This is a genomic window from Catenovulum maritimum, from assembly GCF_001050375.1.
In the GTDB taxonomy this organism is placed as follows: Bacteria; Pseudomonadota; Gammaproteobacteria; order Enterobacterales; family Alteromonadaceae; genus Catenovulum; species Catenovulum maritimum.
Genome location: NZ_KQ130484.1, coordinates 245,623 through 260,273, shown reverse-complemented (window position 1 = coordinate 260,273; position 14,651 = coordinate 245,623). Strand labels below are relative to the sequence as shown.

At 38.9% G+C, this 14,651-nt stretch carries 13 protein-coding genes; 1 reads left to right on the top strand and 12 read right to left on the bottom strand.

What is annotated here, in order from left to right; all coding sequences use genetic code 11:
• Position 1: 1 nt before the first annotated feature.
• From rodA to leuS, 8 genes are read right to left on the bottom strand one after another with little or no spacing between them, the layout of a single operon-like run.
• Positions 2 to 1,114, bottom strand: coding sequence for a rod shape-determining protein RodA (gene rodA / locus XM47_RS05325; protein WP_048690496.1), 1,113 nt, complete (start codon positions 1,112 to 1,114; stop codon positions 2 to 4).
• Entirely contained in the window at positions 1,111 to 2,994 is a 1,884-nt protein-coding gene (gene mrdA / locus XM47_RS05320; RefSeq protein WP_048690494.1) for a penicillin-binding protein 2, read from the bottom strand. Before mrdA ends, rodA begins: the two co-directional genes overlap by 4 nt.
• A 2-nt stretch (positions 2,995 to 2,996) precedes the next feature.
• The gene (gene rlmH, locus XM47_RS05315; RefSeq protein WP_048690492.1) at positions 2,997 to 3,467 is read right to left on the bottom strand and encodes a 23S rRNA (pseudouridine(1915)-N(3))-methyltransferase RlmH; all 471 of its coding nucleotides are present in this window, start codon (positions 3,465 to 3,467) and stop codon (positions 2,997 to 2,999) included.
• Positions 3,467 to 3,784, bottom strand: coding sequence for a ribosome silencing factor (rsfS, locus tag XM47_RS05310; protein ID WP_048690491.1), 318 nt, complete (start codon positions 3,782 to 3,784; stop codon positions 3,467 to 3,469). Before rsfS ends, rlmH begins: the two co-directional genes overlap by 1 nt.
• Positions 3,785 to 3,817: 33 nt before the next feature.
• The gene (gene nadD / locus XM47_RS05305; protein ID WP_216595973.1) at positions 3,818 to 4,453 is read right to left on the bottom strand and encodes a nicotinate-nucleotide adenylyltransferase; all 636 of its coding nucleotides are present in this window, start codon (positions 4,451 to 4,453) and stop codon (positions 3,818 to 3,820) included.
• Positions 4,454 to 4,466: 13 nt separating this feature from the next.
• Positions 4,467 to 5,522 carry a DNA polymerase III subunit delta gene (gene holA / locus XM47_RS05300; RefSeq protein WP_048690489.1) on the bottom strand — a complete coding sequence of 352 codons (1,056 nt, stop codon included), beginning with the start codon at positions 5,520 to 5,522 and terminating at the stop codon, positions 4,467 to 4,469.
• Positions 5,522 to 5,989, bottom strand: coding sequence for an LPS-assembly lipoprotein LptE (locus XM47_RS05295; RefSeq protein ID WP_149865460.1), 468 nt, complete (start codon positions 5,987 to 5,989; stop codon positions 5,522 to 5,524). Before XM47_RS05295 ends, holA begins: the two co-directional genes overlap by 1 nt.
• Positions 5,990 to 6,036: 47 nt before the next feature.
• A complete protein-coding gene (gene leuS, locus XM47_RS05290; RefSeq protein WP_048690488.1) occupies positions 6,037 to 8,625 on the bottom strand; it encodes a leucine--tRNA ligase in 2,589 nt (862 codons plus the stop codon).
• A 215-nt stretch (positions 8,626 to 8,840) separates the two neighbouring features.
• Here leuS and XM47_RS05285 point away from each other — a divergent pair, with 215 nt between their 5' ends.
• The gene (locus XM47_RS05285; RefSeq protein ID WP_048690486.1) at positions 8,841 to 9,323 is read left to right on the top strand and encodes a zinc ribbon-containing protein; all 483 of its coding nucleotides are present in this window, start codon (positions 8,841 to 8,843) and stop codon (positions 9,321 to 9,323) included.
• A gap of 10 nt (positions 9,324 to 9,333) precedes the next feature.
• On the opposite strand, the gene XM47_RS05280 is transcribed toward XM47_RS05285, so the two are convergent.
• The 4 genes from XM47_RS05280 to XM47_RS05265 form a co-directional block, all read right to left on the bottom strand.
• Complete coding sequence (locus XM47_RS05280; protein ID WP_216595972.1) at positions 9,334 to 9,525, bottom strand: hypothetical protein; 192 nt, start codon at positions 9,523 to 9,525, stop codon at positions 9,334 to 9,336.
• Positions 9,526 to 9,570: 45 nt separating this feature from the next.
• Positions 9,571 to 11,235, bottom strand: coding sequence for an HD family phosphohydrolase (locus tag XM47_RS05275; protein ID WP_048690482.1), 1,665 nt, complete (start codon positions 11,233 to 11,235; stop codon positions 9,571 to 9,573).
• A gap of 68 nt (positions 11,236 to 11,303) precedes the next feature.
• Complete coding sequence (locus XM47_RS05270) at positions 11,304 to 13,544, bottom strand: CHASE2 domain-containing protein (RefSeq protein WP_048690480.1); 2,241 nt, start codon at positions 13,542 to 13,544, stop codon at positions 11,304 to 11,306.
• A complete protein-coding gene (locus tag XM47_RS05265) occupies positions 13,544 to 14,383 on the bottom strand; it encodes an MBL fold metallo-hydrolase (protein ID WP_048690478.1) in 840 nt (279 codons plus the stop codon). The genes XM47_RS05270 and XM47_RS05265 overlap by 1 nt, the downstream gene beginning before the upstream one ends.
• Positions 14,384 to 14,651: the final 268 nt, after the last annotated feature.

Sequence of the window (14,651 nt, the reverse complement as noted above, 5' to 3'; positions counted from 1 at the left end):
GCTAGTTATCCCTTAAGAAACGTCTATGAGTACTAATTGACATTAATATACCAAAACCTGCCATCAAGGTAACCATAGAAGTTCCCCCATAGCTAACTAAAGGAAGTGGTACGCCAACGACGGGTAAAATACCAGAGACCATACCTATATTAACGAAAACGTATACAAAAAATGTTAAAGTCAAACTGCCGGCTAGTAACTTAGTAAAAGCGTCTTGAGCCTGTATCGCTATCATCAATCCACGCGCAACAATAAACAAATATATAGCGAGTAAAATCAACACACCGGTAAAACCAAATTCTTCAGCAAATACTGAGAAAATAAAATCAGTGTGACGCTCAGGTAAAAATTCGAGCTGTGATTGTGTTCCCTTCAACCAACCTTTTCCTTCCATACCACCAGAGCCAATTGCAATCTTAGATTGAATAATATGGTATCCAGAACCCAAAGGATCTTTTTCAGGATCTAAAAAAGTGAGCACTCTTTGTTTCTGGTAATCTCGCATATAGAAAATCCAAATTACCGGAGCAGAAGCAGAAACAATGGCAATGAAGGCTGTGATTAAACGCCAGCTCAACCCAGCCATAAAAATGACAAACAAACCAGAACTAGCAATTAGCAAGGATGTCCCTAAATCAGGTTGTTTAGCAATTAGCATTGTTGGGATACCAATTAACAGCAGTCCCAGCAAAGAATAGCCAATAGTGGGCGCAAGTGGCTTTCTGGCAATAAACCATGCCAGCATGATAGGCACAGCTAACTTCATCATCTCCGATGGTTGGATTCGGGTAATGCCAACATCCAGCCAGCGTTGTGCACCTTTACTACTGACACCAAAGAGCAAAACGGCAACTAACAAGCCACAGCCTATGATAAATAAAGGTGCAGCCCAACGTAAATAAAAACTAGGTGGTACTTGTGCAACCAAAACCATAACGACAAGTGCAACCCCTAAACGTGTGACTTGTCGTGTAATTAACGCCATGTCTTGACCTGAAGCACTATAAATAACAAATAGGCCGACTGACATTAAAGTCAATAATCCCATCAGCAATGGTCTATCAATATGAACTTTACGCCAAAAATCGACTTTATTACCAACTGAATCTGTCATTGCTTTGTTTCATCTTTTAGTTGATAGTTTTGAAAGTAATAATCCATCATTTGTCTTGCAACTGGCGCAGCATTTTTGCCGCCACCACCAACGTTTTCCATTACAACCACGACTACGATTTCTGGCTTATCTAACGGAGCATAGCCGACATATAAAGCATTATCCCTGTGTTCTTTCGCCAAATTTTCTGCTTCATACTCTTCATCTTGAGCGATGCCAATCAACTGAGATGTACCCGTTTTACCGGCCGCTTTATATTCAGCGTCTAAAAATGCTTTATAGCCAGAACCAGTAGGTTTAGCGACTACGCCTCGCATTGCTTGTTTAATAGTTTTTAAATTTTCTGGATTTTTAAATTGAACGCTTGGCTTATCAATAACAGGCAATTCAATCTCTTCATTTTTGGTACGCGTCGCTTTAACTAATTTAGGTTCAAAAAACTCACCATTATTTGCCAAAATACTGGTTGCCACCGCGAGTTGCAATGGCGTAGTTTCCCAATAGCCTTGGCCAATACCAACATTAACTGTATCACCGGCGTACCAAGGTTGCCTAAATCTAGCCCGCTTCCATCCGCGAGAAGGTAAGACGGCACTTTTTTCTTCGTGGATATCAATCCCTGTTAATTCACCAAAACCAAACTGATGCATAAATTCGGATATTTTATCCATGCCTAAGCGAACGGCTAAATCGTAATAATAAACATCACAAGATTCTTCAATAGCTTTAAAGATATCAACCCAGCCATGGCCCCATTTTTTCCAATCTCTGAATTTATGTTCGAGATCCCTAATTTGATAGTAACCGGGATCCCAAATGCGGGTTTTAGTTGTGATTAAATTTTCCTCTAGACCGAGTAAACCAACATGAGGTTTGACTGTTGAAGCAGGGCGGTATAGCCCTGTGGTCGCTCGATTCACCAATGGACGGCGGCGATTAAGTAGGGCATTGTATTTTTTATGGCTAATGCCATGAACAAAGTCATTTGGATCATAACTTGGGTTACTGTACATAGTCATCACACCATTGGTTTTACCATCGAGTACAATAACGGCTCCCTTATTTTCACCTAATGCCTGTTGTGCGACTTTCTGCATTTCAATGTCAAGGTTTAGGATTAAATCTTGACCTGGTTCTGGAGGTAGCTCAGATAGAGTTCGGATTGGACGCCCACGACTATTTACCTCAACCTCTTGGTGTCCTACAATCCCATGTAATTGGCTTTCATAAAATTTCTCTAGGCCTAATTTACCTATATCAAAGGTGCCTTGATAATTAGCACTGTTCCCTTCTGCTTCGATCCTGTCGGCATCCCTTTGATTCATCTTTTGCACGTAACCAATCGCATGAGTTGCTAAATCTTTATAAGGATAAGAACGCTTCAATCTCGCTTCAACGTAAGCGCCAACTAATTTATGTTGGTTAACAGATAAAATAGCAGCTTGCTCTTCTGTCAGACGAGAGATTAAAGTCACGGCTTTAAATTTACGCCTTTGCTGACGAATTTGTTTACTAAATTCTTCAACTTGCTCGTCATCAATTTCGATTAAACTTTTTAACCGTGTTAAGAGTTTATCAAGATCGGTTACTTCTTCTGGAATGATTTCAAGACTAAATACTGAGACATTTTCAGCTAAAATTCGCCCATGACGGTCGTAAATTAACCCTCTATTAGGTGATACAGGTAAAATTTTAATTCGATTACCATCTGCGCGGGTTTGATAATCTTTAAATTTATTAACTTGGATACTATATAAGTTACTCAGTAAAATAAAACTGAGGATTAAAACAATCACAAGAGCAACAACGACTCGTCGAGCAAAAAGGTTGGCTTCTGCTAAATGATCCCGAATAGCAACTCGGCGACGCCAGTTAAGCATGCCTACTCTCTGTGATAAGGATGGTTGTTATTGATGCTCCAGCCTCGATAAAGGCTTTCGGCAACAATCACTCTAACAAGTGGGTGCGGAAGTGTCAGTGCAGATAAAGACCATTTTTGTTCTGAAGCTGCAATACAGGCAGGCGCTAGACCTTCTGGCCCACCAACAAGTAAACTCACATCCCTGCCATCATCTTGCCACTTCAACATATTTTTCGCGAGCTGGGGAGTTGTCCATGGCTTGCCAGTAACTTCAAGCGTAACAATGCGGCTACCTTTAGTCACAGCAGCTAACATGAGCTCGCCTTCTTTATCTAAAATACGCTTAATATCAGCATTTTTACCGCGTTTTCCAGCGGGTATTTCAGTTAGTTCCAGCGCATAATCACGAGGAAATCGCCTTTGATATTCAGCAAAACCTTGCTCAACCCAAGCGGGCATTTTTTGCCCTACAGCGATTAAACGAATTTTCATTACTGCCAGAGTTTCTCAATTTGATAGTGATCTCTTTGCTCGTCTGTCATCACATGTAAAATAACATCGCCAAAATCAACTAGTACCCACTCGCCAGTATCTTCGCCTTCAATGCCAACCATCTCAAGTTCAGAGCGCTTAGCTTCTAATGCCACGTGTTTTGCAATAGAACGAACGTGTTGCTTAGAATTACCCGAACAAATTAACATACACTGTGTGAAACTAGATTTCTGAGAAACGTCTAATTCTAGTACGTCTCTTGCTTTTAATTCGTCAATTTTTTCATTAATAAATGATTTTATTTCTTCAACTTGCAATGAAGTCTACTCCTATTAAATTTGGTTAAACTCTTAATTTTGGTAGAGTTGGTTTGTCATTATATATTTATTTACCGATTCTGGCAGTAAACATCGGTTATTTAGTGCTAACTTGTAACGACTTCTGATAAAGCTAGACGATATTTGTAACGCACTAGATTGGGAAAGATAAATAAGTCCAGATTTTTTTTGCTTCAAATTCATGATATTAGTAGCAAGTTTATCTTCAATCCAAGCAGATATATGAGGCTTCAGGTCAATTGGACAGCCGCCTCGCTGCAGTACAATTAAATGCGCGTATTGAGTTAATTCAGTCCAATCTAACCAAGTATCTATGGTATTTAAAGAGTCCATACCGATAACAAATACTAATGAAGCTTCAGGCTTTTCAGCCCTCAATGCTTTCAGGGTGTTAATCGTGTATTCGGGCTCTTTTGCGTTAAGCTCTCTATCATCTACCGCTAAACGAGGATCAACTTGAGTTGCTAACTGACACATATTATATCTGTCTTTATCTGCAACATCAGGCTTAGCTCTATGAGGCGGATGGCCATTAGGCAAAAGGTAAATTTTTTCGGCTGCTAAGGGTTCCGCTATCTCTAACAGAGGCTGAAGATGGCCAAAATGTATCGGGCTAAAGGTGCCACCAAAATACAATTCTAAAGCCAAGTTTTTATTCTGTTCAATCAAGGTAGTCACTCACTAACATAGCTTGATTAAAACTAAACAAACTTGGATCACCCGAAAAAAGCGCACAAATATGAGCTAATCGAGTATAGGCAAATGTCAGCCCTGTGGTTTTGTATTCCCGATCAAATAGCTCAATAGCTTGTAAAATACTATTAATTTGTTCAATGCTAAGCCGATTTAGTGCAGCATTATAACCTGCTTTTCTGTTATCCCAGATTCTCAGTTTTTTGCATTCAGCATCAAATTGTCGATTTTGTTGTGCTACTTTTAATTGAGCCAGATTTTCCGCTTCTCTATGCAAGAGCCAACTGACAATAACAGGTTCCAACTCTTCACCTGCTAGACGTTGTAGTATTTGAACTATCTTGTTTCTATTGTTATTTAATAACAAATCTTCGCCTAGTTGAAATACGGTAAATCTTGAATTATCAGAAACTGCTTCTCGAATTTTTTCAATATCAATTTGACTGTGAGGGTAAACCAGAGATAGTCGGCTAATTTCTTGCGCAGCCCCTAGCAGATTGCCTTCAAATAAATCACATAACAAAGCTTGTGCATCTGGGGTTAATTGCAATTGATGTGTTTGAACTTGCTGACTTACCCACTCAGGCATTTGTTGTCGGCTAATTTCATAGATAGGAAAAAACCAACTATCAGCATCTAACGACTTAAACCATTTAGTTTTGGTTTGAGCCGCCTCCAATTTACCGCCCCAGAGCAATAAGATATTTTCATTATCAGTTAGCTCCAGCCAAGTTTTAAAAAAAGCGGCACCTTCTTTACCTGGTTTTGCATTGGGCATTTCAACTTCAATGAGCTTCCTAGTCGCAAATAACGACAAAGCTTGTGCTTCATCTAACACTAGCTGCCAGTTAAATTTGTCATCTGCAGTAAAACGCACTCTCTCGTCAAACCCAGTTTCTAAACAGTGAGCTCTTAATTGATCTAAAATTTGCTGTTGCTGAAAAGGCTCTTCACCAAACACCATTAAAATTTTAGGCAGAGGTTGCTTCAATTGCCGTTGTAGTTGATTTGCATAAACTCGCATTAACGGTTTTCCAATGACGCTAGCTGAAGTAAAATTTGTTCCGCTGCATGCCGTCTTAACTCAGCTTGAAGTAATTTATTTTCTTTAGATTTTGCCAATACAGCTTCTGGATTGTCTTGGTAATCTCGTGAAGCTTCAGCATTGAATGTTCTCGGCTCTTGATTTGGAAAAGTAACGGTATAACTCACTTTATAAATCAATTCATATTCCGCAACTTGAGCATTTGGGAACAGGGATAAAACAGGTCGCTCAATTTTATCTCGGTTTAACACCAAGCTAACACAACTCGCTTTATCCTTGATTATTTTGACCTTACTACGCAATAGTCTTTTAGTTAATTCTTTTCCCAAAGCCGGACTAGCCGATTGTTCTAAGCAAATAAATTGCATACTTGCAGGTACAGCATAACTACCACGCAATTTAAAACCGCAGGCAGTTAATCCCAGTGTAACGAATAATAAAACCATCGTTTTCACTGGGCTAAGACCACTAATAAGAGGCGTCATTTTAGCCATTAATTAGCGACTATATTAAGTAATTTACCTGGTACAAAAATCACTTTTCGCACCGTTTTACCTTCGGTGAACTTAGTCACTTGAGGATCTTCGAAGGCTAACGCTTCAACATCGGCTTGAACCGCTGTTGCACTGACAGATAATTTAGCTCTCAACTTACCATTTACTTGAACAATAATCAGTTTTTCATCTTCAACTAAAGCGGACTCATCAACTTGTGGCCAAGGTGCAGTTTCAATTTTAGATTCATTACCCAGCGCTGCCCATAATTCATCACAAACGTGTGGGATAATAGGTGAAAGCAATAACACCAGGTTAGATAATGCATCGTCAACTAAAGCTCTATCTTGAGCTGTTTTCACTTCAAACTTAACCAACTTATTCATGAATTCCATGATAGCAGCAATTGCCGTGTTGAAAGTGTTACGGCGACCAATATCGTCTGATACTTTCTGAATCGTTTTATGCAATTCACGACGAAGTGTTTTTTGCGCTGCGTTTAGACTAGCAAGATCCAATGTTTCGGTTTTGCCTGCTTCAAGATGTTCAAACGCAAAACGCCATAAACGACGAATAAATCGATTAGCACCATCAACACCTGAATCAACCCATTCTAACGTTTGTTCTGGCGGTGCCGTAAACATCATGAATAAACGAACTGTATCCGCACCGTAAGTGTTGATAACCGTTTGTGGGTCTATACCGTTATTCTTCGACTTAGACATTTTACCCATGCCTGCCGACTGAACTTCTATGCCATCGTTTCGGTTGATTGCTTTAACAACTCGACCTTTTTCATCATATTCTGCATCGATATCAGCTGGTGAGAACCAATCTTTTTTACCCTTTTCGTCTTCACGATAATAGGTTTCCGCTAACACCATACCTTGGCAAAGTAGCTTTTTAAATGGCTCGTCAGATTTTACTAATCCAACGTCGCGTAATAATTTATGGAAGAAACGCGCATACAATAAATGCAATATAGCATGTTCAATACCGCCAATATATTGATCAACTGGTAGCCAATAGTTAGCTTCTGTAGGATCCAACATTCCGTCTGCTTTCGGGCTACAATAACGAGCATAGTACCAGCTAGATTCCATGAAAGTATCGAATGTATCTGTTTCTCTGAATGCTGGCTGGCCATTATATTCAGTTTTTGCCCATTCTGGATCGGCTTTAATTGGTGAAGTAACACCATTCATAACCACGTCTTCTGGTAATACCACGGGCAGTTGTTCTTCAGGTACTGGTACTGATTCTCCATTTTCCAAATTCAACATTGGAATTGGTGCGCCCCAATAACGCTGACGAGATACACCCCAGTCACGTAATCTAAAGTTAACTTTAACTTGGCCTTTACCTATTTCGGTTAATTTAGCGGCAATGGCTTTAAATGCGCCATCAAAATCTAAACCATCAAATTCGCCAGAATTAATTAATACACCTTTTTCAGTGAAAGCGGCCTGAGTAATATCGGCAACCTCTTCAGAGCCTTCAGCAGGTGTAATAACTTGCTTTATAGATAATCCATAAGCTTGAGCAAATTCAAAATCACGCTGATCATGTGCTGGTACCGACATAACAGCACCTGTTCCGTAATGCATTAGCACGAAGTTTGCTGCCCATACAGGCACTTCTTCACCCGTTAATGGATGGATTGCACGAATACCAGTATCTATCCCTTTTTTCTCTAAGGTCGCCATTTCAGCTTCTGATACTTTAGTATTTTTACAAGATTCAATAAATTCAGCTAGCTCAGGGTTATTTTCTGCCGCAGCTAAACAAAGTGGATGCTGCGCAGCAAGTGCGACATAAGTCACCCCCATCACAGTATCAGGACGAGTCGTGTAAACAGTGAAAGTTTCATCTGTTGCAGGTATATTGAAATCTATCTCAACACCTTCAGAACGACCAATCCAGTTACGCTGCATGGTTTTAACCTGCTCAGGCCAACCTTCAAGTTCATCTAAATCGTCTAATAACTCTTGTGCATAATCGGTAATTTTAACAAACCACTGAGGTATTTCTTTTTGTTCAACTAAAGCACCTGAACGCCAACCTCTACCATCTATTACTTGTTCATTTGCCAATACGGTTTGGTCAATTGGATCCCAGTTCACCGTCGACATTTTTTTATAAACTAAACCTTTTTCATACAGCTTAGTGAACAACCATTGTTCCCATTTATAATACTCAGGCGTACATGTAGCGATTTCTCGAGACCAGTCATAGCCAAAACCAAGCTGCTTAAGCTGAGTTTTCATATAATCTATGTTCGCGTAAGTCCACTTTGCAGGGGCAGTATTGTTATTAATTGCCGCATTTTCAGCAGGTAAACCGAAAGAATCCCAACCCATAGGCTGCATTACATTTTTACCCTGCATCCTTTGGTAACGGCTGACAACATCGCCAATCGTATAGTTACGCACATGTCCCATATGTAATTTGCCACTTGGATACGGGAACATAGACAAGCAATAGAACTTTTCTTTTTCTTCGTCCGGTTGTACTTCAAAGACTTTTGCGTCTTGCCAATATTGTTGAACTCTTTGTTCTATTTCTTGCGGGTTATATTGTTCTTGCATTAAATTGGTTCCAAAAATGCGTAGTCAAAACTAAGTAACAAGGAGGTACTTACTCTAACTCTAAATTAATATATAAATAATCCGTATAGGATAACTTACCGTACTGGCTACGCCAATATTGAAAACACGATCTATACTCATATTGTCGAAAAAATTTAATTTAAACTGAATATTTGAGTTTTTAACGCATCATTTTAGCCAAAAGGTTTAACTGTATGAATAAAGCGCCACATTACCAAAGCGTATTAGATAAATTAAATCAGTGGTTACGCCAAAGCAGCGAAGCAGAAACTCGCACTTTAGTTTCTGGGGTCAACTTTCTAAATGAATGGATTGAGGCTGGACTTGAAGTTCACCGTGATGAGCTCAAACACAGTGCTCAATTTTTACTCCGAGATCTTCAACATTTCTACCATGACTATCAAAGAGATACTAATGAATCGGCTTACTATTTAAGCTTAAAGGATAATATTTGGCATTATTTAACCGAAATGACAGATAGAACACAGTTGGAGTGGCGCGAATTTAACTCCGATTTGTCGCACGAGGGCTACTATAAAGCGGGTGAAGAAATTGGCTTTGGTGTTCTAGTGTGTAAGCAATGTAGCACCAAAAAAGAAATTTATCATCCGGAGATAATTTCAGCTTGCTTGGAGTGCCAACATGATACTTTCTCTCGAGAACTAGCTAAACCTTAGACGGGATTGGCTAGCCTTCCGATTTTGAGGCTGAAATTGCTTCATCAACTGCCAATACACTCTCACCAATAACAGCTATACATTTTAACATTTGGAATAAAGCAAAGACGAAAACACCATGGTGAGCGCCTATATTTGCTTCTTCAAACGACTCATACACTTCGTAGCCTGAAGTAATAACTAAAGCGAGAGCAACAAACAAATTTAGATACAAATTCCTTGTAATTAACTTGAGCATTATTCTTTATTACCTTTGTTCTGGAGGGGTGTAACCTGGGATATTATTCACGTCAACCTCATCAATTTGAGATTCATCTAAAAATTCAGCCGCAAAGACTTCATAAACTTTATGATCGACGAAAATATCAAATAAATCAGGATCAATATGCTTATCTAATTTCATAAAGCCGAGGATTTTTAAGCATTGAGTTAATGTTTTAGGTGGCTTATAAGGTCTATCATTAGCAGTTAAGGCTTCAAATATGTCAGCTATTGCCATCATACGAGCTGGCACAGACATTTCATCCCGAGTTAAGCCTCTAGGATATCCGCTACCATCCATTTTCTCATGATGTCCACAAGCATATTCAGGTACATTTCTTAAGTGTTTAGGGAAAGGAAGTGCTTCTAACATATCGATTGTAATTGAGATATGCTTATTAATTATCAGCCTTTCTTCATCATTTAAAGTACCCTTCTGTATTTGTAAATTCAATACCTCATCATCTGAAAGCAGAGGTTGCGTTCGATTTGCCATCACAAGCTGATACTGATTCGCAATTTCGGCAACACGTTGTTGTGCATCTTTGGGCATAAATTCACCACCGACATTCGCATTCGCTAAAAATTCAAAATCAGTTTCTAGTTTTGCAATTTCAGCATCTCTTTCTGCTTCATACTCAGCTATCAGTTCGAATTGATTATTTTTAATTGCAGCATTAATTTTGTTTGCACACTCAATTTGAAAATCACGTTTTTTAATTTCAAATTTTGCCTCAACTAATTCAATTCTATCTATGATAGTTTCGAGCTTAGTGGCTTTATCCATTACATATTCGGGAGTTCCGACTTTACCGCAGTCATGTAACCAAGCCGCTATATTCAGCTCATACATATCAGCTTCAGATAAATTAAAATCGGCTAAAGGGCCTTGCTCATTTTTATTTAAAGCGTTCGCCAACAACATGGTAATTTCAGGTACTCGGCGGCAGTGCCCACCCGTATAAGGTGATTTTTCATCAATTGATTTAGCAATTACTTTGGTAAAAGATTGAAATAGCCTTTGCATATCATCAATCAACTGTCGATTCGTCAAAGCAACCGCAGCTTGTGAAGCTAGCGAGCTAACTAAACGCTGAATTTCAGCTGAAAATGGAATAATATTTTTCGAATCGTCTTTTGTTGACTCTTGGGCATTGATCAACTGGATTACACCATTAAGTTCACCTTCATGGTTTTTCATCGGTATAGTCAGCACAGACTGAGTTCTATAGCCAATTTTTTTATCCATTTCCCTTGCCGCTGTCATATCAAAACCATCAAAAGGCTGATAAGCATCTGGAATGTTTACGACAATGTCTTTATTCGCAGCAAATGCAACTAACGCATTTAAATTGGGGGCTGAATCAATTTTCAGTGGGATTGAAGGAAAAGGAATTGGCTTACCACTAGTGCCGCCCATATACATGTCTAAAGTGCCGTTAATTAAAGTTTCAAACTTTAATTCAGCATTATCCGTAACTGAGTATATAGTCCCACCATCGGCATGAGTTAAGTCTCTTGCCGCAAATAAAATTTGCTCTAACAGCTTAGTGGTATCTTTTTCTGATGACAAAGCAACGCCAACATTGATCAAGCGATCTATCTGCTCGTGTAAATCTTGATTTATTGCATCCCGCATCGCTTCGTTCATCTTACTTACGCCTTATACTTCTTTCGCTTAAGCTAATTATTTATTTTGGATGATAACACGCAAATATTTTATTTGCTCGTATGAGTATAGCTACCATCCCAAAATTCAATATAACCCAATGCCTCTAACTCTTTAATTCTGTCTAAGTATAACTGATAGAGTAGTTTATCAGAGGATAAATTTAGTAGTTTAGTAAACACTTGACTTGCCTCGTCCCACCTTTGCTCTAGATATAATGCATAGGCTTGATTGTGTAAGTCGAGTTGCTCTTTCTCATCAGCTGTTAAATCAGCCAAGCGTTTAATCGGCTCAAAAATAGCAACAGCTTCGTTCTTACCTTTCACTTTAACTTTATCGATTGCTCGGTAAGCATACCCAGGCGCTTGATCTTTAGTCGATTCACTAACCAAAAACTCTAAACCGTAAAATTTAGTTAGCCCTTCTAATCGACTGCCTAAATTAACTGCATCGCCCAAAACTGTGTAGGCACGTCTAAATTCAGAACCCATGTCGCCAACATTCATTTCACCTGTATTAATCCCAATACCTACATGTATCTCAGGCCAGCCTTGAGCAACAAATTCCTCTCTAAGCTTAGCTGTTATTGCGAGCATATCAAATGCCGCTGCAATTGAGTTTGTAGCATGGTCTGCATCATCAAGAGGGGCTCCCCAAAAGGCCATAACCATGTCACCGACATACTTATCTATTGTTCCTTTATTTTCTAATATGGTTTCGGTAATAGGTGAAAAATATTGATTTAATAACTGTTTTAATTCACTCGCTGTTAAACTTTCTGAAATTGTGGTGAAGCTACGTATATCCGAGAAAAGTACAGACATGACTTTCCTCTCGCCATCAAAAGTCACAGAATCTGGTTCACTCAACATTTTATCTATATGCGCAGGTGGCACATATTGATCGAAAAATCCTTTAATTTTCCGTTTTTGACTACGCTCAGTGATAAATCCAATTGAAACGTTAGCTGTGGTAATTAAAAAGATCAGCAACAAAGGCGTTGTTAAAGGTAAGGCAATTTTCCAGAGCACTAATACAAGTAAATTAAATAGCACAGTGATAAAAATCAAACTTGTGCCAGTGATTGCCATATTAATTGGTCCCAGTCTGGGGAAAATCCAGCTAGCTAATACACCAAACACAAATAGATATAACACCATTAATTCGTAGGTAATATCTGGGGTGTAATTCAAAACTTCTGGATGCAAAATACCTTCGGCAACGTTTGCATGTACTTCAACCCCCGGATATTGAATACCCACAGGTGTTTCTCGTAAGTCAGCCAAACCAACTGCAGATGTCCCAACAAAAACGATTGAATCAGCTAAAACAGCTTCATCTACTCGGCCTTCAATGACATCCGTTGCAGATATATACTGGAAACTTCTTTTACCACCTCTGTATGGCACTAAGACACTGCCATTAATATCAGTTGGGATGAAAGACTCTTCTAATTGCACTCCGACTATATTGTGATAACCACCTTGGGTTGCGGTGAGGACAGTAGCCTGTTCAGCTAATAGATAGGCTCTTACGGCTTCAAATGCCAATGAGCCATAAAGCTGATCTTTATGCTTAATAATTAATGCTGCTCTTCTAATAGAGCCATCAGCATCTGGTGTTGAATTCATAAAAGCTTGGTTAATTGCGGCGTCTTCTGCTTGTGCAGCTTGATATAATTCATCAATCACACCGATAAAAGCAGGCTTACTGACAGCTGTCAGCTTAGACATATCAATTTCTTTATCAGTACGGATAACCGTATCTGGTAAATGCCCCGACATAGCAACTAATTGATCTTCAAATAAAACCCCTAAAATCACATCACCTTGGGTCAGGCTTTGGGCTAGATGTTTATCAGCGTTAACACTATCTTTTAGTGGATTGAGCACTCCTTGTAATTCTAGTTTATCTGGGTGTCTCTGATAAATTAGTTCAATAGGATTTTGCTCTTGTTCAGAAAACATGACATCGAATGCTATGACGATGACACCAGCCTCGAACAGTCGGTCGACTAGCTCAGCGGTTTTAAAACGACTCCATGGAAATCGACCTTGCTCTCGCATGGTTTTTTCATCAATGTCGATAATTAAAATTTTGGTATCGTTAAAGTTTTCTCGGTATTGTAAGGTCGCCTTCAACCTTAAATCATAGAAGATGCCATCAAATTTATTTAATTGTTCGTAACCAAAAGTGCCATGAGGAGAAAGTTGAAATGCGATAACTAGGGCTGTTAGGGTAAGCCCTATCAAAATAGATGTCAGTCTGGCGCTGAACCTGAATAAAGACATTAAAATTTAATAACTTGACCTTCAAACGCAGAAAATATTTTACAATTAACTTTTTGCTGAATCATAAAATCTTGAATTTCCTGCTGGCTCAAGTCTATATCTTGATCTGTCCGAGTATAATCATGGCTATACAAAGCACATTGCTTTACTTTTGCTTCACAAGCTAATTTAACGGCTTGGTCAATCAAACTATGTCCCCAGCCATGTTTAACCGGCATATCCTTATCGACATATTGAGCATCATGAATCAGCAAATCTACCCCATCTAAAAATTCTATCCATTCCTCATAGCTAGTAGCTGTCGGGTAAGGAGGAAATAATTCATTATCGGTAACATATGCAACTCTAGCACCTTGGTCTTCGATTAAGTATGCACTGCCGCCACCAGGGTGATTAATTTTTTTACGTGAAATAGTTGCGCAACCTATTTTCCAGGTTTCAGTTTCCGACGGTAAAGTCCTAATCTGGACATCAGCCATCAGTTCTTTGTAATTAATTGGAAACCATGAGCCAGACATTTGTTTCAACACTGCGTCGACTTCTCTTGGCTCAGTTTGACCAGGGGTGATAAAAATTTTTCTTTTCTTCTGATAAGCAGGTGTAAAAAAAGGGAAACCTTGAATGTGGTCCCAATGATTGTGGGTCAGCAGTAAATGGATAGGCGTAGTTTTAGAGAAAAGTTCATCCCCTAATTTAACGATACCGGTTCCGGAATCAAGAATAATGTCAGTACCATCAGAAAGTTCAATAGCAACGCAGGCAGTATTTCCACCATATTTAACAAACTCTGGGCCAGATGCCGGCATAGATCCCCGAACACCATAAAACTTTACCTGCATTAAAATACCTTTTCTATTGCGGAGCGTTTACAAATCGAGCTATAAACGTTCTTTTCAAAGCTAAGTGTAAACCTGATTAAAGTAAAAAACACTTAAATGATCCATTTATTTCAGTGATTTGTTCTTTGATAAAGGCTCTATATCTATTTATTTTGAACAAAAAACATGCATTCTAATATACCAGAAGCAAAACTAGATAACCGCATCCACGACTACCCAGAAAGAATAAAATTTATAAGCTTGAACTAGCACACATAATTCAAACTTC